Source organism: Paenirhodobacter enshiensis (assembly GCF_000740785.1).
Classification (GTDB): domain Bacteria; phylum Pseudomonadota; class Alphaproteobacteria; order Rhodobacterales; family Rhodobacteraceae; genus Rhodobacter; species Rhodobacter enshiensis.
Map to the genome: position 1 here is coordinate 46,692 of NZ_JFZB01000012.1, position 26,350 is coordinate 73,041.

Sequence of the window (26,350 nt, forward strand, 5' to 3'; positions counted from 1 at the left end):
TTCATGTCCGGCCTGCCGGCCGGGCATCCAATTCTGGAGGCGTGAATGACCGGCTATTCCCACAGCTTCGGCGGAGAGACCTACCGCTTCGCATCGCTCGCGGCGCTGATGGCCTGCGCGACACCGGCACGCTCGGGCGATGCCCTCGCCGGGATCGCGGCCGCCGACGACGAAGAGCGGGTGGCGGCGCAGATGGCGCTGGCCGATCTGCCGCTCTCGACCTTTCTCGTCGATCATGTCGTGCCCTACGAGACCGACGAGGTCACCCGCCTGATCCAGGACAGCCATGATGCGCGCGCCTTCGCGCCCATCGCGGCGCTGACCGTGGGCGGGTTCCGCGACTGGCTGCTGTCGGATCGCGCGGATGCGGCGAGCCTCGCCGCCCTCGCCCCCGGCCTGACGCCCGAGATGGTCGCCGCCGTCAGCAAGATCTGCCGCAATCAGGATCTGATCCTGATCGCCAGCAAGGTCCGCGTCACCACCGCATTCCGCAACACCATCGGGCTCAAGGGGCGGATGTCGACCCGGCTTCAGCCCAACCACCCGACCGACGATCCGGCGGGTATCGCGGCCTCGATCCTCGACGGGCTGATGTTCGGCAATGGCGATGCGGTGATCGGGATCAACCCGGCCTCCGACAGCCTGCCGGCGGTCGAGAAACTGTTGCGGATGCTCGACGAGGTGATCCGCCGCTACGACATTCCGACGCAAAGCTGCGTGCTGACCCATGTCACGAACTCGATCGAGCTGGTCTCGCGCGGGGTGCCGGTCGATCTGGTGTTCCAGTCGATCGCCGGGACCGAGGCGGCGAACCGCAGCTTCGGCATCGACCTCGCGCTGCTGCGCGAGGGGCGCGAGGCGGCGCTGTCGCTCGGCCGCGGCACGGTCGGCGAGAACGTGATGTATCTGGAGACCGGGCAGGGTTCGGCGCTCTCGGCCAATGCCCATCACGGCGTCGATCAGCAGACGCTCGAGGCGCGCGCCTATGCCGTCGCGCGGATGTGCAAGCCGCTTCTGGTCAACACCGTCGTCGGCTTCATCGGGCCGGAATATCTGTATGACGGGCGCCAGATCGCGCGCGCGGCTCTGGAGGATCACTTCTGCGGCAAGCTCCTCGGCCTGCCGATGGGCTGCGACATCTGTTACACCAACCACGCCGAGGCCGATCAGAACGACATGGACACCATCCTGACGCTTCTGGGCGTCGCGGGGATCACCTTCATCATGGGCATTCCGGGGTCTGACGACGTGATGCTGAACTATCAGACCACCTCGTTCCACGATGCGCTTTACCTGCGCAAAGTGCTGGGGCTGCGCCCTGCGCCCGAGTTCGAGGCCTGGCTCGGCGAAACCGGGATTTTCCGCGACGGCGGGCTGAGCGGCGAGATCCCTGCCCCGTTCCGGCGGGCCATCGGCGGAGAAGCGGCATGAGCGACAACGATCCCATCGTCTTTCCGAGTGGCTGGACCCGGTTGCGGGCGCTGACGCCGGCGCGCATCGCGCTCGGCCGCGCCGGAACCAGCCTGCCCACTGCACCGCATCTGGAATTCCAGTTCGCCCATGCCCGGGCGCGGAAGGCCGTGCATCTGAGCCTCGACCGCGAAGCACTGGCAGCGGAGCTTGCGGCCGCGGGGCTCGGCACGCTTCTTCTCGACAGTGCGGCCGAAAGCCGGGCGGTCTACCTGCAACGGCCGGACCTCGGCCGGCAGCTGTCCGCGGCCTCGCGCGAGCGGCTGCATGACGCGGCGACCGGCCCGGTCGATCTGGCGCTGGTGGTGGGCGACGGGCTTTCGGCCACCGCCATCGCGGCGAATGCGGTGCCGTTTCTGCGCGTGCTGATGCCCTCCGTCGTCGCGCGCGGGTTGACCATGGCACCGGTCGCCATCGTCTCGCAGGCGCGCGTCGCCGTGGGCGACGAGATCGGCGCGGGGTTCGGTGCGCGCATGGTCGTCGTGCTGATCGGCGAGCGGCCGGGGCTGAGCTCGCCCGACAGCATGGGGATCTATCTGACCTACGCCCCCCGCCCCGGGCTGACGGACGAGGCGCGCAACTGCATCTCGAACGTGCGCGCAGCCGGGCTGAGCTATCCCGAAGCCGCTCACAAGCTGATGTTCCTGATGGACGAATCCTTCCGCCGCGGGCTTTCCGGCGTGCAGCTGAAGGACGAGGCCGACACCCTGGCCCTCGACGGAGCCGGGCCGGGACGCAACTTCCTGCTGCCCGAGGCGTAGGGACTGCCGACCGCCGTCAGATCGCGAAGCCCGCCTCGATGTCCAGCACCCCGCGCCGGATCACCGAGATCAGGGTTTGCACCATCTGCGACGGCGTATCGTAGGCCGACAGCAGCAGCCACATCACCAGCTTCGGCTGCTGCACCAGCGGGCGGAACACCACCTTGTCCGGGCCCCAGCCGATCGAGGCGAGTTGCGGCACCAACGCCACGCCGCAGCCCTGACTGACCAGCGAACAGGCGGTGTCGGCCATCTGCGCTTCGAGGTTCGATTCCATGCTGACGCCGGCGCGGCTCATCGTCTCCAGCACGATCTGTTGCGAGCGGTCCTCGTGGCTGAGCGTGATCAGCCGGTCGCGGCGCAGTTCGCGCAGATCGACCGGGCCGTGCAGCCCCGCCAGCGGATGATGCGCCGGCAGCGCCACCACCAGCGAGATTTCCGCGAAGGGCCGGCAGATCACCCCGTGGTCGTTCGACGGCACCATCGAGATCCCGAAGTCCGCCATCCGCGTCAGCATCGCGCCCGCGATATCGGCCGAGTTGCGGGTGTGCAGCGACAGCCGCACATTCGGCCGGTCGCGCAGGAAGCGCGCCGCGAACAGCGGCAGCGCGCGCAGACTGAGCGCCGGATAGGCCATCGCCGAAATATCGCCGCGCTCCATCTGCCGGATTGCGCGGGCGGTGTTCTCGATGCGGGCGAAACCGGCCTCCAGCGTGTCGGTTTCGATCATCAGGCTGCGCGCCTCGGCGGTGGGCAGCAGGCGCCCGCCTACCTTGGTGAACAGCGCGAATCCGCAGCTTTCCTCGAAACTCTTCAGCAGTTTGCTGACCGCGGGTTGACTGATGAACATCTGCTCCGCCGCCTGCGTGACGGAACCGCATCGCATGACGGCGTTGAACGCCTCGATCTGCCGCATATTCGGGCGCATGGCCGGGTTGTCCATTCCATCAGGTTATCGAATCCATAATTAATATCATTTGCGCGAGGCCGCAAAGGGCTGTCTGCTGAGGTCAAGAAAATCACCAACAGGGATCAAGGCCATGACCAGGCACCACCGCTTTCTTCTGGCACTGACGACCGCGGCTACGCTGGCGGGCGCGGGCAGCGCCCTTGCCGAAACCAGGACGCTGACCGTGGGCGGCTACGGCGGTTCGTTCGAGACGCTGCTGAAACAGGACATCATCCCGGCTTTCGAAAAGGCCCATGACGTCAGGATCGCCTTCGTTCCGGGCAATTCGACCGAAAATCTCGCCCGTCTTCAGGCGCAGAAGAACGCGCAGGAAATGGATGTCGTCATCCTCGATGACGGCCCGATGTATCAGGCCGATGCGCTCGGTTTCTGCGCGCCGCTCAAGCCGCTGCCGATGGCGGGTGACATCTATCACATCGCGAAGATCGGGCCGGACACCATCGGTATCGGCTTCGTCGCGACGGGGCTCGTCTACAACAAGGACTGGTTCAAGGAAAAGGGCTGGCCCGCACCGACCAGCTGGGAGGATCTGAAGGATCCGAAATTCGATCAGATCCTGTCGATCCCGCCGATCTCCAACACCTACGGGCTTCATGCGCTGGTGATGGCGGCGCGTCTGGCGGGTGGCGGCGAGAAGAACATCGACCCCGGCTTCAAGTCGTTCGAGGACGACATCGCGCCGCAGGTGCTGACCTTCGAGCCCTCCTCGGGCAAGATGTCGGAGCTGTTCCAGTCGAAGGAAGTGGCGCTCGCGGTCTGGGGGTCGGGGCGGGCGAAGGCGGTCGCGGACAGCGGCTTCCCGATGGGCTTCGTCTATCCGAAGGAAGGCGCCGTCGCGCTGATGCTGGCGGCCTGCCCGGTGGTGAATTCGGATGTGCCCGACCTGTCTCAGGAATTCATCCAATACCTTCTGCAGCCCGATGTTCAGGTCAAGCTGGCGATCGCGCAGGGTGCCGGACCGGTGAACAAGAAGGCCGTTCTGCCCGACGATCTGGCCGCGATCGTTCCCTACCGCGACTCGATCTCCAAGCTGGTCAAGGTCGACTGGGACACCATCAACCAGCACCGCGACGAATGGACGACCCGCTGGTCGCGCGAAGTCGAGAAGTAATCCTCTCCCCAGCCTCGGCGGCGGGTTCGCCCGCCGCCGCTTTTGTTTTCCGTCCAAGCTGAACCGGAGCGAAGCATGGCCTTCCTTGAGCTTCATGGCCTGACCAAGCGCTATGGCACCATCACCGCCGTCGACAGCATGACGCTGAATGTCGAGAAGAACAGCTTCGTGTCGCTGCTCGGCCCGTCGGGCTGCGGCAAGACCACCACCTTGCAGATGGTCGCCGGGTTCGAGACCCCGACCGAGGGCCGCATCCTGCTGAACGGGCGCGATCTTTCGGCGATCCCGGCACGCGAACGCGGCCTCGGCATCGTGTTCCAGAGCTATGCGCTCTTCATGCACATGACGGTGGCCGAGAACGTCGCCTTCGGCCTCGAGATGCGCAAGGTCGGCAAGGCCGAGCGCGCGCGCCGGGTCGCGGCGGCGCTCGATCTGGTGCATCTGTCGCATCTGGCGGACCGCTATCCGCGCGCGATGTCGGGCGGCCAGCGTCAGCGCGTCGCCCTCGCCCGCGCGCTGGTGATCGAACCGGAGCTGCTGCTGCTCGACGAACCCTTGTCGAACCTCGACGCCAAGCTGCGCGAGGAGATGCAGCTCGAACTGCGCCGCATCCAGCGCGAGGCCGGCGTCACCACGCTGATGGTCACGCACGATCAGTCCGAGGCGCTGGCGATGTCGGATCGCGTCGTGGTGATGGAACGCGGCCATCTGCGCCAGGAAGACGCGCCCTTCGAGGTCTATGAACAGCCCGGGTCGCTGTTCGTGTCGAATTTCCTCGGCAAGAGCAATGTTTACGATGCGCGGCTGATCGCGGCAGATGCCACCGGCTCGCGCCTCGTCGTCGCGGGGCGCGAGATCGCCGGACCCGCCGGCGTCACCCTGCCCCCGGGCGATGTCGCGCTGGTGCTGCGTCCCGAGCGCGTCGAGGTCGTCGCCCCGGACGCCGCGCTGATCGAGGGCCGGGTGATCGAGCGTATCTTCTTCGGCAATCAGTGGCTGCTGCGCGCCGGGACCCCGTTCGGCGAGATGCTGATCTCGCGGCGCAATTCCGGCCGGGCCGAGGCCGCCGTCGGCGACCGCATCGGCCTTGGCTGGGAGGCGCACCACATCCGCGTCCTGCCGCGCGAGGAGGCCCGCGCATGAGCGAGACCCGCCGCAACTGGCTGCTGAGCGCGCCGGGTCTGGTGCTGTTCGGGGTGCTGCTGTTCGTGCCGCTGGTGATGACCTTCATCCTCAGCCTGAACAGCTTCGACTTCTACGGCGGCATCAAACCGGACATCGGCCCCGGCAATTACTTCGCGGTGCTGGGCGACGGCTATTACTACACGATCTTCGGCCGCACCTTCGCCATAGCGCTCGTCACCACGGTGATCTGCGTGCTGATCGGCGTGCCCGTCGCCTGGTTCATGCTGAAGATGACGCCGTTCTGGCGCTCGATCATGGTGCTGGTGGTGATCGGGCCGCTGTTGATCTCGGTGGTGGTGCGCACGCTCGGCTGGGCGATCATCCTGGGCAACAAGGGCATTGTGAACGACGCGCTGATCCATCTCGGCCTGATCGAGCGACCGATCAAGATGATGTTCACCTCGGGCGGTATCGTGGTCGCGCTGGTGCATGTGATGGTGCCGTTCATGGTGCTGGCGGTCTGGGCGGCGCTGCAACGCGCCGATCCGGCGGCGGAACGGGCGGCGGAATCGCTCGGTGCCGGGACGGTGACGATCTTCCGCCGCGTAGTGGTGCCGCAGGCGCTGCCGGGGATCCTGTCGGGCTCGCTGATCGTGTTCTCGATGTCGGCGAGCGCCTTCGCCACCCCCGCCATCATCGGCGGCCGGCGCGCCAAGGTGATCGCGACCACGGTCTACGATGAATTCATGGGAACGCTGAACTGGCCGCTCGGCGCCGCCATCGCGATGCTGCTTCTGGTCAGCGTGGTCGTGGTGATGCTGGCCTGGAACCGGCTGGTGGAACGGCGCGTGGAAAAGGTGATCGGCTGATGCGCAACGGTGTTTTCGCGAAACTGTGCTGCCTGGTCTTCGCGGCCTTCATGCTGGCGCCGATCGTCGTGGTGGTGGGGGTGTCCTTCACGCCGACGGGGTTCCTGGAATTCCCGCCCTCTGGCATCTCGCTGCGCTGGTTCCGCGCCATCCTCGACGCGCCCGAGTTCATCGAGGGCGGCTGGATCAGCCTCAAGCTCGGTGTGATCTCGGCGACGCTCGCCGCGGTGATCGCGGTGCCCGCCGCGCTCGCCATCGGGCGGGGCCGTTTCCGGGGGCGCGAGGCGCTCCTTGCCCTCTTCATGTCGCCCCTCATGGTGCCGACGGTGGTTCTGGGCATCGCGTTTCTGCGCTTCCTGACGGTGGTCGGGCTGTCGGGCACTTTCACCGGGCTTGCGCTGTGCCATGCGGTCATCATCCTGCCTTTCGTTCTCAGGCTGGTGCTCGCCTCCATCTCGGGGCTCGACCGGGCGACGGAGCGGGCGGCGGAATCGCTCGGTGCCGGGGGCTGGACGGTGTTTCGCCGCGTCACCCTGCCCGCCATCGTGCCCGGCATCCTCGGCGGCTGGGTGCTCGCCTTCATCACCAGTTTCGACGAGCTGACGGTCTCGGTGTTCATCGTGAACCCCTCAACCACCACGCTGCCGGTGCGGCTCTATTCCCATATCGCGCAGACCACGGACCCGCTGGTCGCCTCGGTCTCGACGGTGACGATCCTGTTCACCGTGGTGCTGATGATCGTGGTCGATCGCTTCTACGGCCTCGACCGGCTGCTGATCGGAGAAGGAAAGAAATGACACGGAACGAAGCGGCGTCCGACACGCTGGTGATCGGCGGTGGCGTGGTCGGAGCGGCGCTGGCCTGGGGGCTGGCGCGGGCGGGCGAGAGGGTCACGGTGCTCGACGATGGCGACATCGTGCTGCGCGCCTCGCGCGGGAATTTCGGGCTGGTCTGGGTGCAGTCGAAGGGCGCGAACATGTTCGACTATGCCCGCTGGACCCGGCGCTCGGCCGATCTGTGGCCGGAGTTCGCGGCGATGATCGGCGAAGAGACCGACCTCGATCTGGCCTATGAGAAACCCGGCGGGATGCATTTCATGCTCTCGGAAACCGAGCTCGAAGCCGCGCGTGCCCGCAATTTCGCGATGAAGGACGTGACCGGCCCCGACGATTACGGCGCCGAGATCGTCGACCGGCACGAGCTCGACAAGATCTTCCCGGGCCTTGGCCCGGATGTCATCGGCGGATCCTACGGCCATCACGACGGCCATGTGAACCCGTTGAAATTGCTGCGCGGTCTGCATATCGCGATGGAGGCGCGCGGGGTGCGCTACGTCTCGAACGCGCGGGTCGAAAGCGTGGCGAAGGACGGCGCGGGCTTCGCCGCCGAGACGGCGAAGGGCCGGTTCAGCGCGGCGAAGGTGGTCCTCGCCGCCGGTCACGGCACGACCGAGCTCGCCCCCGCGCTCGGCCTCGACATGCCGCTGCGCCCCGAGAAGGGTCAGATCCTGGTGACCGAGCGCTGCGCGACGCGGCTGTTGCCGATGCCCACCCATGTGCTGCGCCAGACCGACGAGGGCACCGTCCTGATCGGCGACAGCCACGAGAACACCGGCTATTCGACCGCCTCCTACACCCCGGTGCTGACCGACATCGCGCGCCATGCGCTGCGCTGCTTCCCGGCGCTCGCCGCGCTGAAGGTGGTGCGCAGCTGGGGCTGCGTGCGCGTCCTCAGCCCCGACGGCTGCCCGGTCTATCACGCCTCGGAAACCTGCCCCGGCGCCTTCGCCATCGCCTGCCATTCGGGCGTCACCCTGGCCGCCGCCCATGCGATGGAGCTGGCGGGCGTGATCGCCTCGGGCTCTTTCGGCGACCGTTTCGCCGCCTTCCACCCACGGAGATTTTCCCATGCCCAAGCGCATTGAAACCGGCGGCGCGACCGTCACCTTCACCTTCGACGGGCGCCCGGTCACCGCGATCGCGGGCGACAGCGTGGCCTCGGCGCTGGCCGCGGCGGGCATCACCCGGCTGCGCGACAGCGTGGTCTCGGGCGCGCCGCGCGGCATCCATTGCATGATGGGGGCCTGTTTCGACTGTCTGGTCGAGATCGACGGCATCCCGAACCGGCAGGCCTGCATGACGCTGGCGGCCGAAGGCATGACCGTGCGCGCACAGCAGGGCGCGGTGAGCGTGAGCGAAGGAGGGCGGGCGTGATGCGCAGTGTCGACGTGGTGGTGATCGGCGCCGGCCCCGCGGGCATGTCCTGCGCGGTCGAGGCCTCGGCGGCCGGGCTTTCGGTTCTGGTGCTCGACGAGAACCCGGCGCCGGGCGGCCAGATCTGGCGCGGGATCGAGACCGCGACCGAGCGGCGCGGCCGCATCCTCGGCCCGGATTACGGCGCGGGCCGGACGGTGGCGCAGGCGTTCCGCGCGTCGAAGGCGGACTACCTCCCCTCGGCGCTGGTGTGGAACATCTCGACCGAAAAGGTGGTGGAGTATTCGCATCGGGGCGCCTCGCATCAGGTGCAGGCGGGGGCCGTGGTCTCGGCCACCGGCGCGTTCGAGCGGCCGAACCCGCTGCCCGGCTGGACGCTGCCCGGTGTGACCACCGTCGGCGCGTTGCAGATCTTGCTGAAATCCGCGGGGCTCGTCGAGGAAGACGCGGTTCTCGTCGGTTCCGGTCCGCTTCTGTGGCTGATGGCGGCGCAGCTCGTGGATGCCGGGGTGCCGCCGAAAGCGGTGGTCGAGACGACGCCGAAGGGCCGGGTGCTGGCGGCGCTGCGCCATCTGCCGCGCGCGCTCAGGGCGCGCGATTACCTGTGGAAGGGCCTCGCGCTGATGCGCAGGGTGAAGGCCGCGGGCGTGCCGGTGCATTCCCACGCGACCGGCATCCGGATCGAGGGCAAGGATCAGGCCGAGGCCGTCAGCTTCGCCGCGAACGGCCGTCGGGTGCGGATCGAGAGCGGCCATATCGCGCTTCATCACGGCGTCGTCCCGAACCAGCAGGTCACCCGGCTGATGCGCGCGGAACATGTCTGGGACGCCAGCCAGATGTGCTTCCGCCCGGTGCTGAGCGACATGGGCGAGACCTCGGTCGCGGGGCTGTTCGTCGCGGGCGACGGCACCGGGATCGGCGGCGCGAAGGCGGCCGCGCTGCAGGGCCGGCTGCTCGGCCTGCGTCTCGCGGCCCGCGCCGGGCGCTCCGTCGCCCCGGAGCGGATCGAACGGCTCTCGGCCGGCCTCGCGCGCGAGGGCTCGGTCCGGCCGTTCCTCGAAGCGCTTTACGCCCCGCCCGCCTGGATCAATGCCCCCGAGGACGCCACCATCGTGTGCCGCTGCGAGGAGATCACCGCCGGTCAGGTGCGCGCCGCCGTCGATCTGGGCGCGCCCGGCCCCAATCAGGTGAAATCCTATCTGCGTTCGGGCATGGGACCGTGTCAGGGCCGGGTGTGCGGCCTTCTGGTGTCGCAGATCATCGCCGCGAAGCGCGGTCTGCCGCCGCAGAAGGACGATTATTACCGTATCCGCCCGCCGATGAAGCCCCTGCCGCTGACCGAGCTGGCCGCCTACCGGCCGGAGGGCGCGAAGTGACCCCGGCCGAGGCCGGCCGCTCCGCCGATCTGCTGGTCATCGGCGGCGGCATTCATGGCTGTTCGACCGCGTTTCATGCCGCGCAGCGCGGGCTGAAGGTCATCGTGATCGAGAAAGACAGCGTGGCGCGCCATGCCTCGGGCGTGAACGCGGGCGGGGTGCGCCGGCTCGGCCGCGCGCTGCCGGAGATCCCGATTTCCGAACGCTCGATGCAGATCTGGTATGGCATCGCCGATCTGCTCGACGACGATTGCGGCTTTCAGGTCGCGCCACAGATCAAGGTGTGCGAGACGGAAGAAGAGCTTGACCGGATGCGGGCGCGCGCGGCCTCGGTCCGGGCGATGGGGTTCGGGCATGAGGTGATCCTCGATCAGGCCGAGCTGCGGAGCTATCTGCCCGCGGTCGCACCTCATGCGGTGGGCGCGCTCGCCTCGCTGCGCGACGGGTTCGCGCAGCCCTACCGCACCACCTTCGCCTTTCAGCGCAAGGCGCAGTCGCTCGGCGTGCGGTTCCACGAGGGCCTTGCCGCCCAAAGGGTCAGCCGCGAGGGCCGGGACTGGATCGTCGACACCGCCGAGGGGCGGTTCCGCGCGCCCGTCCTGCTCAACGCCGCCGGCGCCTGGGGCGGAGAGATCGCCGCGCAGCTCGGCGAGCGCGCCCCCGTCGAGGCCATCGCGCCGATGATGATCGTCACCGCGCGGCTGCCGCATTTCTGCGATGCCGTGGTGGGCGCCGCCGGCCGGCCCTTGTCGTTCAAGCAGATGCCGAACGGCACGGTGGTGATCGGCGGCGGCATCCGCGGAAATGCGGACCCGCGCACGAACCTGTCGGAAATCCTGTTCCCCGCGCTTCAGCGCACCGCCGAGACCGCGGCCGACCTGTTCCCGATCATGCGCGGCGCGACCATCGTGCGCAGCTGGTCGGGGGTCGAGGGGCGGATGCCCGACGACATCCCGGTGATCGGCCCCTCGGCCCGGCACGAGGGGCTGTTCCACGAATTCGGCTTCTCGGCGCACGGGTTCCAGATGGGGCCGGGCACCGGTGCGATCATGGCCGAGCTGATCGCCACCGGACAGACCGACGCACCGCTCGCGCCCTTCTCCATCGCGCGTTTCGCAAGCCAAGATGCCAGCACAACACATTGATTTCTCAACGCTTCAACCAACCTGAAAAGGAGACTCGGAATGACCGAGATCAAGCGTCATCTGCCCACCCGCATCAATCATCGCGTCGTCGAGGTGAACGGAATGCTGCATTTCGGCGGCCTCGTCGCCGATGATTTCAGCCTCGACATGAAGGGGCAGACCGAACAGATCTGCGCCAAGATCGACGCGATCCTCGCGGGCCTTGGGTCGAGCAAGGACAAGCTCGTCACCGCGATGATCTACATCACCGATTTCGACCAGAAAGAGGGGATGAACGAGGCCTGGCTGAACTGGCTGCCGGCCGATCGGCTGCCGACCCGCGCCACCATCGGTGTCGCCGAACTCGGCAAGGGCGTGCTGATCGAGGTCGTGGTCTCGGCCGTGCGCTGAGGCCGCCGCCCTGCCCCGAGGATCTGTATCGCGCCGCCCGGTCCCCGCGCAGGGACCGGGCGGCTGTCTGTAATCCCCCCTCCCCCCGCAAAACGGCGTTGACCGATATGAGTAAATATATTTACTTATATCGGGGAGGAGACAATCATGCGGGCGATTACCCTGACCACACGCGGCGCGGCGGGTGTCGCACTGCGCGAAATTCCCCGGCCCGCGGAGCTGCCGGGCCATGTGCGGGTGCGGATGCTGACGGCCTCGGTCAACCGGGTCGACCTGTACATGCGCGACAGCGGGGCGGGTATCACACACAGGCTGCCGCAGGTGATGGGAGTCGATGGCGCGGGCGAGGTGATCTCCGCGCCCGCGGACAGCGGGCTTGCGCCGGGCACACGGGTTGTCCTCTATCCGGCGGTCTTCTGCGGTCTGTGCCGGGCCTGCCTCTCGGGCGAACAGGCGCTGTGTCATCACGTCCGCATTCTGGGCGAGCATCGTGACGGCACTTTCGCCGAGGAAATCTCCGTCCCGGTGCGGGCCGTGCTGCCTGTTCCCCCCGAAGCGGATCCCGTGCAGGCCGCGGTTCTGGGCGTGGCCTATCTGACCGCCTGGCGCATGGTCTTCGGCCCGGGCGCCGCGGCCGGGCCGGGCCGGACGGTGCTGGCGATGACGGGGGGCGAAGGGGCCGATCTGGTGGTCGATTCGGTGGGCGAGCGCAGCTGGCCCGCCTCGCTTCGCGCGGCCGCGCGCGGCGGCCATGTCGTCACCTGCGGCGCCACCACCGGCGGCCATCCCTCGGCCGAGATCCAGCGCCTCTTCGTGCGTCAGCTGAGCGTGCGCGGCTCGACCCTCGGCAGTGTCGAGGAGTTCCGCCGCCTGCTGCGCTGCTGGCTCGACGGTCGTCTGCTGCCGCGCATCGACAGTTGCTTTTCCCTGGCCGAGGTGCCGCGTGCCTTCGACCGTCTCGACGATCCGGCCCGTCTGGGCAAGATCGCGATCCGTATCGCCTGAGAGGTTCCATGCCCGATTTCATCCTGACCGAGACGCACGGCTCCGTGGGGCTGATCACCCTCAACCGCCCCGAGGCGCTGAACGCGCTGAGCCGGCAGATGACGGCAGAGCTGTCGCAGGCCGTCGCGGCGTTCGACGCCGACCCCGCGATCGCGGCGCTGGTCGTCACCGGCTCCGAGCGCGCCTTTGCCGCCGGGGCCGATATCCGCGAGATCAAGGACAAGACCTTTGCACAAGTCTGGGATGAAGAGTTCATCACCGCCACCTGGGAAGGGATCGCCCGGGTGCGCAAGCCGGTGATCGCCGCGGTCTCGGGCCATGCCATCGGCGGCGGCTGCGAGATCGCGCTGATGTGCGATATCGTCATCGCCTCGGAGACCGCGCGCTTCGCCCTGCCCGAGGCCACCATCGGCATCATCCCGGGCGCCGGCGGCACCCAGCGGCTGACCCGCATCGTCGGCAAGGCGGTGGCGATGGACATGATCCTCACCGGACGCAGCCTGAGCGCGGCCGAGGCGCTGGCGCTTGGCGTGGTCAGCCGCGTGGTGCCTGCGGGCAGCCAGGTCGAGACCGCTCTGGAGATCGCCACCCGCCTCGCGGCGCAGTCGCGCCCGATCCTGCGCATCGCCAAGGAGGCGGTGAACCACGCCTACGAAACCCATCTTCAGGAGGGGATCTACCTCGAACGGCGGTTGCTGTGGTCGACCTTCGCGCTCGAGGACCGGCACGAGGGCCTGACCGCTTTCGCCGAGCGCCGCGCGCCGCAATTCCGCAACCGCTGATCGTCAGCCTTTTGCGTCATCGGCGTCGTGATCGGGGTCGATGGCGCGGAAATTGCCGATCATCTTGTCGAGGTAATGGATCATGTGGATCTTGTCCTCGGTCGAGAAGCCCTTCATCGCGTCATCGTAGTAATCCGCAATTACCGGGCGCATGTTCTCGTCCCACAGCGCCCGGCCCTTGGCCGTCAGCCGGATCAGCCGCGACCGGCTGTCGCTTTCGGAAACCGTGCGCTCGACGTAATTCATCGCTTCGAGGCGTGACAGAACACCCGCCAGATTCTGCCGGCTGACCAGCAGAAATGCCGCGAGATCGCCGACCGCCACCCCGCCCTGAGCCGAGCGCCGCGTCAGCGCCCCCAGCACCGCCCATTGCTGCGTGGTGATGCCGTGATCTTCCAGTGCCCTTGTGCCAGTCTTATGCAACATATTTGCGCATTGATACAGGCGGAAGAACAGCCTGTTGCTCAGCTCCGGGGTAGAGTCGCGATAGGTTTCATCGTGTTGCGCCATGATCTGCATGGTGATCCCGCCGCGAGGCGAGGTCAAGACCCGATGCGATGCTTTGTATGCGGGATGTGACGGAGCGGAAATTCGGAAATATAAAGGACAATATGTTGACACAACGGCGCGGTGTCTTCATCGTGATCCGCAGGGAGGCCGAACTTGGATTCGATCCCCCGGCCGGCGCGATGCGCCTCCGGGGGCGGAAGATTCGCGGCCCGCAGAACGGGAGGAAGACCAATGCGCGGTTTGCAGGGAAAAGCGGTTGTGGTGACCGGAGGCGGCGGCGGGATCGGCTCGGCCACCTGCCGGCGCTTTGCCGAGGAAGGGGCCCGCGTCGTCGTCGCCGACATCAGCGCCGAGGCCGCGGCCCGCGTCACCGACGAACTCCGTGCGAGCGGTGCCGATGCCGCTCAGATGGTCGTCGATCTGACCGATGCGGCCGCGACCGAGGCTGCCATCGCCCGTCTCGAGGCCGGCTTCGGCCCGGTCGACGTGCTGGTGAACAACGCCGGCTGGGATCTGTTCGTGCCGTTCCTGAAATCGGACCCGGATTACTGGACGAAGATCATCGACATCAACCTGCGCTCGGTGCTGAACATCACGCGCCCGGTGCTGGCCTCGATGGTGGCGCGCGGTGTCGCGGGGCGGGTGGTGTCGGTCGCCTCGGATGCGGGGCGGGTCGGATCCTCGGGCGAGTCGGTCTATGCCGCGTGCAAGGCCGGGGTCATCGCCTTCATGAAGACCCTCGCGCGCGAGCATTCGCGCCAGGGCATCCGCTTCAACGCGGTCTGCCCCGGGGTGACGGAAACCGCGATGCTGGAGGATTTCATGGCCGCGGCGGGCGACAAGGAAAAGCTGCGCACGGCCTTCGCGAAGGCCGTGCCGATGGGGCGCCTCGGCCGGCCCGAGGATCTGCCGGGCGCGATTGCCTTTCTTGCCAGCGACGACGCGGCCTTCATCACCGGGCAGGTGATTTCGGTCTCGGGCGGGCTGACGATGCACGGCTGAGGAGAGCGCCATGACCTACGAAGACATCCTCTACGAGATCCGCGGCGGCGCCGCCTGGATCACCATCAACCGCCCCGAGAAATACAACGCCTTCCGCGGCCAGACCGTGGACGAGCTGATCCACGCCTTCCAGACCGCGGGCTGGGACCGCAAGGTCGGGGTGATCGTGCTGACCGGGGCGGGCGACAAGGCCTTCTGCACCGGCGGCGACCAGTCGGCCCACGATGGCCAGTATGACGGGCGCGGCGTCATCGGCCTGCCGATTGACGAGCTGCAATCGCTGATCCGCGACGTGCCGAAGCCGGTGATCGCGCGCATCAACGGCTTTGCCATCGGCGGCGGCAACGTGCTGGCGACGGTGTGCGATCTGAGCATCGCCGCCGAGAGCGCGCAGCTCGGTCAGGTCGGGCCGAAGGTGGGCTCGGTCGATCCGGGCTTCGGCACGGCTTATCTCGCCCGCGTCGTCGGAGAGAAGCGCGCCCGCGAGATCTGGTATCTGAACAAGCGCTACTCGGCGCGGCAGGCGCTCGACTGGGGGCTTGTGAACGCGGTCGTGCCGCTGGCCGATCTGGACGCCGAGGTCGACCGCTGGGTCGCCGAGCTGATGGAGCGTTCGCCGACCGCGCTTGCGCTGGCCAAGGTGTCGTTCAATGCCGACAGCGAGGCGATCCGCGGCATTTCGGCGATCGGGATGCGGGCGCTGAGCCTGTATTACGACACCGATGAAAGCAAAGAGGGCGGCATCGCGTTCCGCGAGAAGCGCCGGCCCGATTTCCGCCGCTTCGGCAAATAGCCCGCCGCTTCGCGCGGGAGGGACCGCCCCTTGGGAGGGGGGCCACCCGCCCGCGCGCCACGACGATCGCGATCAGGGAGGAGAGCGATGTATCCGACGATTTTCGACACCGAGGAGCTGAGTGCGCTGCGCGCCACCGCGCGCCGCTTCGCCATCGGGAGACTGGCCCCGGGGGCACGGGCACGCGAACAGGCCGGCGTCTTCGGCCGCGAGATTCTGGCCGAGATGGGCGGCCTCGGCCTCATCGCGCCGGAACTGCCCGAGGAGGTCGGCGGCCTCGGCGCCGGGGCGCTGTATTCCGGCGTCATCATCGAGGAAATCGCGCGCGGCGATTTCAACATGGGCTATGTGAATGTCCTCGGCTCGCTGAACGGGCAGATCCTCGCACGGTTCGGCAACCCCGCGATCCGTGCGCACTGGCTGCCCGGACTGACCTCGGGGCAGCTGATGGTCGCCATCGCCCTGACCGAGCCGCGCGGCGGATCGGATGCGGCGAACCTCGGACTGCGGATGGAGCGGGCGGGCGATCACTATATCCTGAACGGCGAGAAGACCTCGATCTCGGCGGCCGATCAGGCGGCGGGCGCTGTGGTCTTCGCCCGCACCGGCCGGGCCGAGGACCGCGCCCGCGGCATCTCGGCGATCTTCGTGCCGATGGACACGCCCGGGATCTCGACGACGCGGTTTCACGACCTCGGCCAGCACGCGATCGGGCGCGGCTCGATCTTCTTCGACAATGTGCGGGTGCCGGCGGAAAATCTGCTCGGCGAAGAGGGCAAGGGCTTCGTGCAGGTGATGCAGGGGTTCGATTTTTCGCGCTCGCTGATCGGGCTGCAATGCCTTGGCACGGCGCGGCAATCGCTTGACGAGACCTGGGCCTACATCGGCGGGCGCAAGGCGTTCGGCAAGCCTCTGGCGGCGTTTCAGGGCATCACCCATCAGCTGGCGGATTTCGACACGAAGATCGAGGCGGCGCGGCTGATGTGCCTCAACGCGTTGTGGCTGAAGGACAGCGGCCTGCCCCATGTCGCCGAGGCGGCGATGGCGAAATGGTGGCCGCCGCTGCTGGCCTATGAGGCGATCCACGCCTGCCTGCTGATCCACGGCCATGCCGCCTATTCGACCGAGCTGCCGTTCGAACAGCGCCTGCGCGATGTGCTGGGCCTGCAGATCGGCGACGGCACGGCGCATATCATGAAGAACATCATCGCCCGCGAACGCGCGGGCCGCGACGCCGTATCCGGCTGAGCGCGCACCGCGAAGAGGGAGGACCCCATGCAATTCGATGCCATCCTGATCGAACCGAGACGGGCCCGGATGCTGGCCGAAGGGCTGTGGCCGGGAAAGACGCTGCTCGATTACTTCGAGGCGGCGCTGCACCGCGCCCCGGACGCGCTGGCGCTGACCAGCATCGCCACCGCCACCGGCGCACGCCGTGACATGAGCTGGGCCGAGATCGACCGGCTGTCCTGGCGCGCCGCGGTGGGGCTGCATCGGCTCGGCCTCGGCAAGGACGACGTGCTGGCCTGTCAGCTGTCGAACAGCTGGGAGTTCGTGGTGCTTTACGTCGCCTGCCGCAAGCTCGGGATCGTGTTCAATCCCGTCATGCCGATCTTTCGCGAACGCGAGCTGCGCTTCATGCTGCGCCACGGCGAGGCGCAGGCCTTCGTCGTGCCGCGTGAATTCCGCGGCTTCGATCACGAGGCAATGGCGGCCGGGCTGCGCGCCGATCTGCCCGATCTGCGCCACGTCATTGTTGCGGGGGGCACGGGCGCCGACAGTTTCGACGCGCTGCTGATGGATCCGGCGCTCGATGCCGGGGTGGCGGCGCTCGGTCCGGTGTCGCGCCACGACCGGGGCGATGCCGATGACGTGTGCCAGCTGATCTATACCTCGGGCACGACCGGAGAGCCGAAGGGCGTGATGCACACCGCCAACACCATGTATTCGAACCTCGTCGCCTATGCCGACAGGTTGCACCTCGGGGCGTGGGACGTGGTGCTGATGGCCTCGCCGATGGCGCATCAGACCGGGTTCATGTACGGCTTTCTGATGCCCGTCATGCTCGGGGCGCGGATGGTGCTGATGGACAGCTGGGACCGGCTGATGGCGGCGCGGCTGATCGCCTCGGAGGCCGTGACCTTCACCATGGCCTCGACCCCGTTCCTGATGGATCTGACCAATGCGGTCGAGGAAACCGGCGCCGACATGGCCTCACTGCGGATCTTCCTGTGTGCCGGCACCGCGATCCCGGGGCCGCTGGTCGAACGCGCGACCCGGGGCCTCGGGGCGAAGATCCTCTCGGCCTGGGGCATGACCGAGAATGGCGCGGTCACCGTCGTCGCGCCGGAAGATCCGCTCGAACGCTCGGTCCATTCGGACGGGTTCGCGCTGCGCGGCATGGAGGTGCAGGTGCGCGCCCCCGATGGCAGTCCCGCCCCGCCCGGCCACGAGGGCGAGCTTTACGTGCGCGGCTGCTCGAACTTCGGCGGCTACCTGAAACGGCCCGATCTGAATGCCACCGATGCCGGAGGCTGGTTCGACACCGGCGATATCGCGCGGATGGATGCACAGGGCTATATCCGGATCTGCGGCCGCTCGAAGGACGTCATCATCCGCGGCGCCGAGAACATCCCGGTAATCGAGGTCGAGGCACTGCTGTACAAGCATCCCGCGGTGCTTCAGGTCGCCATCGTCGCTTATCCCGATGCCCGCCTCGGCGAACGCGCCTGCGCCTTCATCGTGCCGCGCGAGGGGACCGCGATCGACTTCGCCGCAATGACCGCCTTTCTCGACGGCCAGCAGCTTGCCCGGCAGTATTTCCCCGAACGGCTGGAGATCCGCAACGCCCTGCCCGCCACCGCTTCGGGCAAGATCCAGAAGTTCGCCCTGCGCAACGAGCTGCGTGCCGAATACGAAGCCCTGCAGGGCTGAGGCGGGCGAAACCTTCGCCTCCGGGGGCGTGTCCTTTATGTTCCGGTCAGCGGAAAAGTGTTTCGCATTCTTGCCGTCTGACCGGACCGGATGCTATCTCCGGCTTGACCCAACCGGAGACATGTCATGCGCCCGCGCAAATCCCTCGACAGCGAAGAGGGGCCGAACAGCGCCTTCGTCAGCGCCCTCGCGCGCGGGCTCGATATTCTGGGCGCTTTCCGGCGCGGTGAAAGCTCGCTGGGAAACAAGGACCTGGCCGAGCGAACGGGGCTGAGCAAATCGACCGTCTCGCGGCTGACCTATACGTTGCAGCGCACCGGACATCTGTCTTACGACCCGCTGACCTCGCGCTACAGTCTGGCGCCGCCGGTGCTGTCTTTGGGGTTTTCCTGTCTTTCGGGGATGAGCGTTCTGGCGCTGGCCAGACCGAAGATCGAGGCGCTGGCGAACGAGATCGGCGCCCCCGTCGCCATCGCCGGGCGCGACCGGACCTCGATGGTCTATCTCGAATGCGCCAAGGGCAGCAATGCGGTCATTCTGGCGATCGAGGTGGGGGTGCATATCAAACTCGCAACCTCGGCGCTCGGTCGGGCCTATATCGCCGCTCAGTCCGAACGTCAGCGCGAGGAGATCTTCGCCGCTCTCGCCGATCACGAAGCCGAGCGCTGGCCCGAAATCCGCCAGGGCATCGACACCGAGATCGCCCGTTACCGCGAGCTGGGCTACTGCCTGTCGCTGCGCGACTGGAAGCCCGACGTGAATTCGGTTGCCGTGCCTTATATCCCGGGCGATGGCGGGCCGGTTCTGGCGTTCAACTGCGGCGGCCCGTCGCAGATCCTGACCGAGGAGCGGATCCGCGACGAGGTCGGCCCGAAGCTGATCGCGCTGGTGCGCGATCTGAACCGGATCACCCGCTGAGCCTACCTTCTACCCGTCGCGGCCGAGCTTCTCGCGCAGCACCTCGGCGGTGTGCTGGCCCACGGTGGGCGGCGCGCGGTCGTAGCTGACGGGCGACTCCGACAGCCGCAGCGGGCTTGCGCCGACCGGCAGCTCTGCGGCCAGCGGATGGGCGACGGTGCGTTTCATCCCGCGATGGCGGACCTGGGGTTCGTCGAACACCTTGTCGATGGTATTGATCTGGCCACAAGGCACGACACAGGCTTCGAGCGTCGCCTGCAACGCGGCCGAGGGGTGCTTCACCGTCTCGGCCTCGATCATCGGGATCAGCTCGGCGCGGTTGGCGACGCGGGCGGCATTGGTGACATAGCGCGCATCGCTGCCCCATTCGGGATGGCCGAGCGCGGCCGCCAGCCGGGCGAACTGGCCGTCATTGCCGACCGCGATTACCAGATGGCCATCGGCGGTCGGGAAACTCTGATAGGGCACGATCGTCGCGTGGCCGTTGCCAAGCCGGCCCGGCACCTTGCCTGACAGGAAATAGGACGCGGCGTGGTTCGACAGCATCGCCACCTGGGTATCCAGAAGCGCCATGTCGATATACTGCCCGCGCCCGGTGCGTTCGCGCTGATGCAGCGCGCCGAGGATACCGATCGTCGCATAAAGCCCGGTCGTCAGATCGGCGAGGGCGATCCCCGCCTTCTGCGGCCCGCTGCCGGGCAGGCCATCGCGTTCGCCGGTGATGCTCATCATCCCGCCCATCGCCTGGATCATGAAATCATAGCCCGCCTTGCCGGCGAGCGGACCGTCCTGCCCGAAGCCGGTGATCGAGCAATAGATCAGCCGCGGGTTGATCTGCGACAGGCTGGCGTAATCGAGACCGTATTTCTTCAGCCCGCCGACCTTGTAATTCTCGACCAGCACATCGGCCCTGGCGGCAAGCGCGCGGATCGTCTCCTGTCCCTCGGGCGTCGCGATATCGAGCGCGATGGAGCGCTTGTTGCGGTTGGCGCACAGGAAATAGCTGGCATCTCCGATGGCGCCGGTTTCGGGATCGGTCAGGAAGGGCGGGCCCCAGCCGCGGGTGTCGTCACCGCGCCCGGGCCGTTCCACCTTGACCACATCCGCCCCGAGGTCGCCCAGGATCTGCGTCGCCCAGGGGCCGGCCAGAACCCGGCTCAGATCCAGAACGAAAATGTCGTCGAGTGCCTTCATGCAATGCTCCTCCTCATGCACGAACGGGGCTCAGCGCGCCCCGGTGCCGTCTCCGGCCGTGTCTTCGGTGCCGGGGCTGGCGCGGTAGCGGAAGCTGCCCTCGCCCATCCCGATCAGCCGCCCGGCCGCATCCGTCACCTCGGCCGAGCAAAATACGATCCGCCGCCCGCCGCCGCGCAGACGGGCCGTCGCGCGCACCCGTCCCCCGGCGGCCTGCCCGGCAAACGAGACCGCGAGCGATAACGTGACACACAGCCGCGGCGGCGCCCCTTCGGGCGCCCAGGTGGCGGCCAGCCCACAGGCGGTGTCGATCAACGTCGCCAGCGCGCCGCCATGCAGCACCCCCGCGCGGTTCATGTGCCGTTCGTCGAGATCCATCTCCAGCACCGCATGGCCCTCTCGCCACTCGGCGGTGCGATAGCCGAGAAGCCGGCGAAAGCCGGTGGCCGCCGCCGGGTCCTCGGCCGGGCCGGGCTCAGGTATTTGCTGTGTCATGACGGTCCTCCCGGGCGACATTCAGATCGTTCAGCCGGTCCGGTTCGACACCGCCGGCGGGTCCGGATGGCATCGCACCCCGTCTGCCCTCTCCGCCCCAGCCTTCCCGGGCGGGATTCGCGACCTCTCCGGCGGACCGGCTCCCCCCGATACCGCCTGCGTTTTGGGGCGGGTCAATGATGCCAGACTCAATCCCTGCGACGGCGGCGAACCCGCCTGCCGAAAGGCGTTCGGCAACCGCTGCGACAGTCCCGGCGGCGGGCGCGATCCCGGATCCGAACGGCAGCTCTCGTGCCTCGGCCGCAGTCAGCGCTGCGGCAAGCGCAAGCCACGATGCGGCCAGAAGACTCCTCACGCTTCTTTCCTCCCTGTCGCGATGCGCGCGCCGGCTCCCGCCTGGTCAGGCCGGGCCGCGGGCGCGGGCTCCCATCCCGCACCGGCCGGTGAGCACGCACGCCCTCTGCTGTCGTCCGAAGACGTCCCTGTTCCTGCATGGCACGAGCGCGGCGCGGCTGTCAATAATGCGGAATAAAATCTCGCATAACGGAATATTCAGTCGTGCATCGACGACGACGGCGGGTCTGCGATGACGGTCCGTCACGCAGGCGGACAGGCGGCGAGCGAACATTTTTCCGTTTGACAGACGATGCGATTGCCGCATCTAATTCCACTATACGAGCATATATTCCGCTATGTGGGATATTGTGGGGGGGAGAGACATGGCAAAGCAAACAGGCGGCGTCGCGATGGCACCCGATTCTGCAATCGATGTGCCGCGGGACGACAAAACCGGTCCCGTCGGATATGACGTCCGCGACGGCGTGGCCGTGCTGACGCTGGATGCGCCGCCGGTCAATGCTCTGTCGGCTGCATTGCGCGCGGCATTGCGCGCGGCGCTGGCCCGGGCCAACGCCGATCCGGCGGTGCGCGCCGTCGTCGTCACCGGGGCGGGGAAGCTGTTCAGCGCGGGTGCCGACATCACCGAATTCGGCAAACCGGCGCGCGATCCCGCGCTGCCCGAGGTTCTGGCGGCGATCGAAGCCTCGGCGAAGCCGGTGGTCGCGGCGGTGACCGGTGCGGCGCTTGGCGGCGGCTGCGAACTCACACTCGCCTGTCATGCCCGCGTCGCCGGCCGGCGCGCGTCCTTCGGTCTGCCAGAGGTGCGTCTCGGCCTGATCCCGGGGGCCGGCGGAACGCAGCGGCTGCCGCGGCTGATCGGTCCGGTCGCGGCTTTCGAGACGATGCTGAGCGGGCGCAGCCTCGATGCCGGGGCGGCCAAAACGGCGGGCCTCGCCGAGGCGGTGGCCGACGATCCGCTGCCGCGCGCCTGCGCCCTTGCCCGCGATCTGGCGGCGGCCGGCACCTGGCCCGTCACCTCCGCCCACCCCGTCGCGGCGGACGCCGGGACCCGCGCGGCGCTGTCGCGCGCGACCGAAGAGGCGATGCGCCGTCACGGCGCGCTGAGCAATACCGCCGCGCTGATCCGCGCGACCGAGGCCGCGCTCGCCCTGCCCTTCGCCGAGGGCCTCGCGCTTGAACGTGCCGAATTCGCGGCGCTGATCTCATCGCCGCAGGCGCGGGCGCTGCGCCATGTGTTCTTCGCAGAGCGTCAGGCGGCGAAAGTGCCGGGGCTCGACGCCGCGACGCCCACGCGCCCGGTCGCGCGCGTCGCGGTGATCGGCGCGGGCACGATGGGCGGCGGCATCGCCACCGCTTTCGCCAATGCCGGCATCGCCGTCACGCTGATCGAGACCTCGGACGAGCTGCTCAGCCGCGGGATCGAGCGGATCCGGGCGGGCTACGCGACCTCGGTCCGGCGCGGCTCGGTCTCCGAGAACAGCGCCGAAGCGGCGCTGGCGCAGATTTCCGGCGCGGTCGGGCTTCAGGCCGTCGCCGGTGCCGATCTGGTGATCGAGGCCGCTTTCGAGGACATGGCGGTCAAGCGCGCGATCTTCGCCGAGATCGGCCGCGCCGCCGGCCCCGGTGCGATCCTCGCGACCAATACCTCTTATCTCGATGTCGACGAGATCGCCGCCGCCTCGGGCCGGGCGGGCGATGTGCTGGGGCTGCATTTCTTCTCGCCGGCCAATGTGATGCGTCTGCTGGAGGTGGTGCGCGGCGGCGCGACCCGGCCCGAGGTTCTGGCGACCGCGATGGCGCTCGCGAAGCGGATCGGCAAGCTCGCGGTGGTGTCGGGGGTGGGCTTCGGCTTCATCGGCAACCGGATGCTGGCCGCGCGCACCCGCGCCGCCGAGCGGCTGCTGCTCGCCGGCAACCCGCCCGGTCGGATCGACGCGGCGGTGACCGGCTTCGGCTTCCGGATGGGGTCTTTCGCGATGACGGATCTGGCCGGGCTCGATATCGGGTGGCGCGCGCGCAAGGCGTTCGGCGGCTTCGCCCCGGTGGCGGACCGGCTGGCCGAAATGGGGCGGCTCGGCCAGAAGACCGGGCGCGGCTTCTATCTTTACCCTGAGGGCGCACGCACCGGCACCGCGGATCCGGAGGTCGCCGATCTGGCCATGACCCTCGGCCGCGAGCTGGGCATCGCACCCGAAACGCTCGACGCGGCCGCGATGACCGAACGGCTGTTCCTGCCGATGGTGAACGAGGCGGCGCGGATCCTCGACGAGGGGATCGCGGCGCGGGCCTCGGATATCGATCTCGTGTGGATCAACGGTTACGGCTGGCCGGTCTGGACCGGGGGGCCGATGGCCTGGGCTGACGACATCGGGCTGCGCACGGTGGTGGCGAAGCTCGACGCGCAGGCGCGGCAGCTGAACCTGCCGGAACTTGCCCCTGCGCCGCTGTTGCGCCGCCTCGCGGCCGAGGGCCGGGGCTTCGCCGGTTTCGACGCCGAACGCCGTGCGGAGGGTCGCGCATGAGCGCCGCACGTCCCCCCCATGTCGCATCCCATGCCGTCATCGTCTCGACCGCGCGCACGCCGATCGGCAAGGCGCATCGCGGCGCGCTGAACCTTACCCGCGGCGCCGACATGGCGGCACACGCCATCCGCGCCGCGCTGGCGAAGGCCGATACCCCCGCCGATGCGGTCGAGGAGGTCGTGCTCGGCTGCGGCTATCCCGAGGCCGCGACCGGCGGCAATGTCGCACGTCACGGCGCGATCATGGCGGGGATTCCGGTCTCGGCCTCGGGGGTGACGGTCAGCCGGTTCTGCGCCTCGGGGCTGGAGGCGGTGGCCGATGCGGCCGCGCGGATCAGCCGCGACGGCGTGCCCGTCGCGGTGGCGGGCGGGGTCGAATCGATCAGCCTCGTGCAGCCGGCGGTGCGCCGCGATCTGGTGCAGAACCCCTGGCTTCAGGAGCATCTGCCCGCGATCTACACGCCGATGATCGAGACCGCCGATATCGTGGCGCGCCGCTATGGCATCAGCCGCGAGGATCAGGACCGCTTCGCCCTCGAAAGCCAGCGCCGCACCGCCGCCGCGCAGGCCGCCGGCCGGTTCGACGCCGAGATCGTGCCGATGGAGGTGACCCAGGCCGTCACCGACAAGGCGAGCGGCATCGTCACCCACCGCGCCGTCCGCATCGAGAAGGACGAAGGCAACCGCCCCGATACCACCTATGAGGCGCTTGCCGCCCTGTCCCCGGTGCGCGGCGCGGAGGAATTCGTCACCGCCGGCAATGCAAGCCAGCTGTCGGACGGCGCTTCGGCCCTCGTGCTGATGAGCGAGACCGAGGCGCACAACCGTGGCCTCGCCCCGCTCGGCCGGTTCCTCGCCTATGCGACGGCGGGCTGCGCGCCCGACGAGATGGGCATCGGCGCGGTCCTCGCGGTGCCGCGGCTTTTGCAGCGGGCCGGGCTCAGCGTCGGGGACATCGACCTGTGGGAGCTGAACGAAGCCTTCGCCTCGCAGTCGCTTCACTGCATCCGCCGGCTCGGGCTCGATCCCGGGAAGGTCAACGTCAACGGCGGCGCCATCGCGCTCGGTCATCCGTTCGGCATGTCGGGAGCGCGTCTCGCCGGCCATGTGCTGATCGAGGGCGCCCGGCGCGGCGCGCGTCTGGCCGTCGTCACCATGTGCATCGCCGGCGGCATGGGCGCCGCTGGCCTGTTCGAGATCGGAGACTGATCATGGATCTGCGTTTCACGCCCGAGGAAACCGCTTTCCGCGCCGAGGTCCGCGCCTTCCTGCGCAGCGAAATCCCCGCCGGGATCCGGCGCAAGGTCTCCGAGGGCCGTAAGCTCGAGCGCGAGGATATCGTCGCCTCGCAGCGCATCCTGAACGCGAAAGGCTGGGCGGTGCCGCACTGGCCCGTCGAATGGGGCGGTCAGGACTGGAGCGCGATCCAGCGCTACATCTTCACCGAGGAGTTGCAGCAGGCCGCGGTGCCGCTGCCGCTGCAGTTCAACTGCTACATGGTCGGCCCGGTGATCGCGGCCTTCGGCTCCGAGGCGCAGAAGCGCCGGTTTCTGGCCCCGACGGCGAATCTCGACATCTGGTGGTGTCAGGGCTTCTCCGAGCCGGGCGCGGGATCGGATCTCGCCTCGCTCAAGACCCGGGCGGTGCGTGACGGCGACAGCTATGTCGTCAACGGTCAGAAGACCTGGACGACGCTCGGCCAATATGCCGACTGGATCTTCTGCCTCGTGCGCACCGATCCCGAGGCGAAGAAGCAGGCCGGGATCTCGTTTTTGCTGATCGACATGAAGACGCCGGGCATCACCGTGCGCCCGATCGTCACCCTCGAAGGCCATCACGAGGTCAACGAGGTGTTCTTCGATGACGTGCGGGTGCCGGCGGAAAACCTCGTCGGGACCGAGAACAAGGGCTGGGATTACGCGAAATTCCTGCTCGCGAACGAGCGGTCCGGCATCGCCCGGATCGGCATGACGAAAGAGCGCATCGCCCGCATCAAGCGCCTGGCGCGAGAGCTGCCCTCGGGCGCGGGCACGATGTGGGACGACATCGGCTTTCGCACCCGCCTCGCTCAGCTGGAGATCGAGCTGAAGGCACTGGAGATCACCCAGATGCGGGTGATCGCGGCGCAGATGAAGGCCGGATCCGACCGGCCGGACCCGGCGTCCTCGATCCTCAAGATCAAGGGATCGGAGTTGCAGCAGACCTCGACGGAGCTGCTTCTGGAACTGGCCGGGCCTTATGGCGCGGTGGGGGCCGGGCGCGTAACGGGGCCGGAGAGCGCGGCCTTCGGCTGGGCCGATGCGGCGGCGGCGCTTTACTTCAACAATCGCAAAGTCTCGATCTACGGCGGCTCGAACGAGATCCAGCACAACGTGATCGCGAAGGCGATCCTCGGTCTTTGAGGGG

General features: G+C 68.3%; 25 protein-coding genes. 21 read left to right on the plus strand and 4 right to left on the minus strand.

The window, feature by feature from the left end:
• Positions 1–45: 45 nt before the first annotated feature.
• Together CG50_RS08175 and eutC are read left to right on the plus strand one after the other, a co-directional pair.
• Positions 46–1,431 carry an ethanolamine ammonia-lyase subunit EutB gene (locus tag CG50_RS08175; protein WP_036636994.1) on the plus strand — a complete coding sequence of 462 codons (1,386 nt, stop codon included), beginning with the start codon at positions 46–48 and terminating at the stop codon, positions 1,429–1,431.
• Positions 1,428–2,231, plus strand: a complete 804-nt coding sequence (gene eutC, locus CG50_RS08180; protein WP_036636996.1) for an ethanolamine ammonia-lyase subunit EutC — start codon at positions 1,428–1,430, stop codon at positions 2,229–2,231. The genes CG50_RS08175 and eutC overlap by 4 nt, the downstream gene beginning before the upstream one ends.
• 16 nt (positions 2,232–2,247) lie before the next feature.
• On the opposite strand, the gene CG50_RS08185 is transcribed toward eutC, so the two are convergent.
• On the minus strand, positions 2,248–3,159 hold the full coding sequence (locus tag CG50_RS08185) for a LysR substrate-binding domain-containing protein (RefSeq protein WP_161785396.1): 912 nt from the start codon (positions 3,157–3,159) through the stop codon (positions 2,248–2,250).
• 112 nt (positions 3,160–3,271) lie between these two features.
• Between CG50_RS08185 and CG50_RS08190 the strand changes: the two genes are divergently transcribed.
• From CG50_RS08190 to CG50_RS08240, 11 genes are all read left to right on the plus strand, one after another.
• The gene (locus CG50_RS08190; RefSeq protein ID WP_036636997.1) at positions 3,272–4,312 is read left to right on the plus strand and encodes an ABC transporter substrate-binding protein; all 1,041 of its coding nucleotides are present in this window, start codon (positions 3,272–3,274) and stop codon (positions 4,310–4,312) included.
• A gap of 75 nt (positions 4,313–4,387) precedes the next feature.
• Entirely contained in the window at positions 4,388–5,455 is a 1,068-nt protein-coding gene (locus CG50_RS08195) for an ABC transporter ATP-binding protein (RefSeq protein WP_036636999.1), read from the plus strand.
• Positions 5,452–6,306, plus strand: a complete 855-nt coding sequence (locus CG50_RS08200; protein WP_036637000.1) for an ABC transporter permease — start codon at positions 5,452–5,454, stop codon at positions 6,304–6,306. The genes CG50_RS08195 and CG50_RS08200 overlap by 4 nt, the downstream gene beginning before the upstream one ends.
• Positions 6,306–7,103: an ABC transporter permease gene (locus CG50_RS08205; RefSeq protein WP_152559470.1), complete on the plus strand. Its 798-nt coding sequence runs from the start codon at positions 6,306–6,308 to the stop codon at positions 7,101–7,103. Before CG50_RS08200 ends, CG50_RS08205 begins: the two co-directional genes overlap by 1 nt.
• Positions 7,100–8,230 (plus strand): NAD(P)/FAD-dependent oxidoreductase, encoded by a 1,131-nt coding sequence (locus CG50_RS08210; RefSeq protein ID WP_036637004.1) that lies wholly within the window; start codon positions 7,100–7,102, stop codon positions 8,228–8,230. The genes CG50_RS08205 and CG50_RS08210 overlap by 4 nt, the downstream gene beginning before the upstream one ends.
• Positions 8,214–8,519, plus strand: coding sequence for a (2Fe-2S)-binding protein (locus CG50_RS08215; RefSeq protein WP_036637006.1), 306 nt, complete (start codon positions 8,214–8,216; stop codon positions 8,517–8,519). Before CG50_RS08210 ends, CG50_RS08215 begins: the two co-directional genes overlap by 17 nt.
• Positions 8,519–9,895 (plus strand): NAD(P)/FAD-dependent oxidoreductase, encoded by a 1,377-nt coding sequence (locus CG50_RS08220; protein ID WP_036637009.1) that lies wholly within the window; start codon positions 8,519–8,521, stop codon positions 9,893–9,895. The genes CG50_RS08215 and CG50_RS08220 overlap by 1 nt, the downstream gene beginning before the upstream one ends.
• Complete coding sequence (locus CG50_RS08225) at positions 9,892–11,040, plus strand: NAD(P)/FAD-dependent oxidoreductase (RefSeq protein WP_036637011.1); 1,149 nt, start codon at positions 9,892–9,894, stop codon at positions 11,038–11,040. Before CG50_RS08220 ends, CG50_RS08225 begins: the two co-directional genes overlap by 4 nt.
• 39 nt (positions 11,041–11,079) lie before the next feature.
• On the plus strand, positions 11,080–11,430 hold the full coding sequence (locus tag CG50_RS08230) for a RidA family protein (RefSeq protein WP_036637013.1): 351 nt from the start codon (positions 11,080–11,082) through the stop codon (positions 11,428–11,430).
• A gap of 147 nt (positions 11,431–11,577) precedes the next feature.
• Positions 11,578–12,435: an alcohol dehydrogenase catalytic domain-containing protein gene (locus CG50_RS08235; protein WP_036637015.1), complete on the plus strand. Its 858-nt coding sequence runs from the start codon at positions 11,578–11,580 to the stop codon at positions 12,433–12,435.
• A gap of 8 nt (positions 12,436–12,443) precedes the next feature.
• Positions 12,444–13,217: an enoyl-CoA hydratase-related protein gene (locus CG50_RS08240; RefSeq protein ID WP_036637017.1), complete on the plus strand. Its 774-nt coding sequence runs from the start codon at positions 12,444–12,446 to the stop codon at positions 13,215–13,217.
• Positions 13,218–13,220: 3 nt separating this feature from the next.
• Here CG50_RS08240 and CG50_RS08245 read toward each other — a convergent pair whose 3' ends face one another.
• Positions 13,221–13,643, minus strand: a complete 423-nt coding sequence (locus CG50_RS08245) for a MarR family winged helix-turn-helix transcriptional regulator (protein ID WP_245615644.1) — start codon at positions 13,641–13,643, stop codon at positions 13,221–13,223.
• Between the two features lie 315 nt (positions 13,644–13,958).
• On the opposite strand from CG50_RS08245, the gene CG50_RS08250 reads away from it, so the two are divergent.
• The 5 genes from CG50_RS08250 (at position 13,959) to CG50_RS08270 (ending at position 19,374) form a co-directional block, all read left to right on the plus strand.
• Complete coding sequence (locus CG50_RS08250; protein ID WP_169743351.1) at positions 13,959–14,729, plus strand: SDR family NAD(P)-dependent oxidoreductase; 771 nt, start codon at positions 13,959–13,961, stop codon at positions 14,727–14,729.
• A gap of 10 nt (positions 14,730–14,739) precedes the next feature.
• Positions 14,740–15,522, plus strand: coding sequence for an enoyl-CoA hydratase-related protein (locus CG50_RS08255; RefSeq protein WP_036637020.1), 783 nt, complete (start codon positions 14,740–14,742; stop codon positions 15,520–15,522).
• A gap of 87 nt (positions 15,523–15,609) precedes the next feature.
• Positions 15,610–16,770: a cyclohexanecarboxyl-CoA dehydrogenase gene (aliB, locus tag CG50_RS08260; protein WP_036637022.1), complete on the plus strand. Its 1,161-nt coding sequence runs from the start codon at positions 15,610–15,612 to the stop codon at positions 16,768–16,770.
• 27 nt (positions 16,771–16,797) lie between these two features.
• Positions 16,798–18,456 (plus strand): cyclohexanecarboxylate-CoA ligase, encoded by a 1,659-nt coding sequence (gene aliA / locus CG50_RS08265; RefSeq protein WP_036637024.1) that lies wholly within the window; start codon positions 16,798–16,800, stop codon positions 18,454–18,456.
• A 126-nt stretch (positions 18,457–18,582) separates the two neighbouring features.
• Positions 18,583–19,374, plus strand: coding sequence for an IclR family transcriptional regulator (locus CG50_RS08270; RefSeq protein ID WP_036637026.1), 792 nt, complete (start codon positions 18,583–18,585; stop codon positions 19,372–19,374).
• Between the two features lie 9 nt (positions 19,375–19,383).
• On the opposite strand, the gene CG50_RS08275 is transcribed toward CG50_RS08270, so the two are convergent.
• Positions 19,384–20,568 carry a CaiB/BaiF CoA transferase family protein gene (locus CG50_RS08275; protein ID WP_036637028.1) on the minus strand — a complete coding sequence of 395 codons (1,185 nt, stop codon included), beginning with the start codon at positions 20,566–20,568 and terminating at the stop codon, positions 19,384–19,386.
• 30 nt (positions 20,569–20,598) lie between these two features.
• Positions 20,599–21,063, minus strand: a complete 465-nt coding sequence (locus CG50_RS08280) for a PaaI family thioesterase (protein WP_036637030.1) — start codon at positions 21,061–21,063, stop codon at positions 20,599–20,601.
• Positions 21,064–21,782: 719 nt separating this feature from the next.
• Between CG50_RS08280 and CG50_RS08285 the strand changes: the two genes are divergently transcribed.
• From CG50_RS08285 to CG50_RS08295, 3 genes are read left to right on the plus strand one after another with little or no spacing between them, the layout of a single operon-like run.
• Positions 21,783–23,945, plus strand: coding sequence for a 3-hydroxyacyl-CoA dehydrogenase NAD-binding domain-containing protein (locus CG50_RS08285; protein WP_211248585.1), 2,163 nt, complete (start codon positions 21,783–21,785; stop codon positions 23,943–23,945).
• Complete coding sequence (locus CG50_RS08290) at positions 23,942–25,153, plus strand: acetyl-CoA C-acyltransferase (RefSeq protein ID WP_036637032.1); 1,212 nt, start codon at positions 23,942–23,944, stop codon at positions 25,151–25,153. Before CG50_RS08285 ends, CG50_RS08290 begins: the two co-directional genes overlap by 4 nt.
• A 2-nt stretch (positions 25,154–25,155) precedes the next feature.
• Positions 25,156–26,346, plus strand: a complete 1,191-nt coding sequence (locus CG50_RS08295; RefSeq protein WP_036637034.1) for an acyl-CoA dehydrogenase family protein — start codon at positions 25,156–25,158, stop codon at positions 26,344–26,346.
• Positions 26,347–26,350 lie beyond the last annotated feature (4 nt).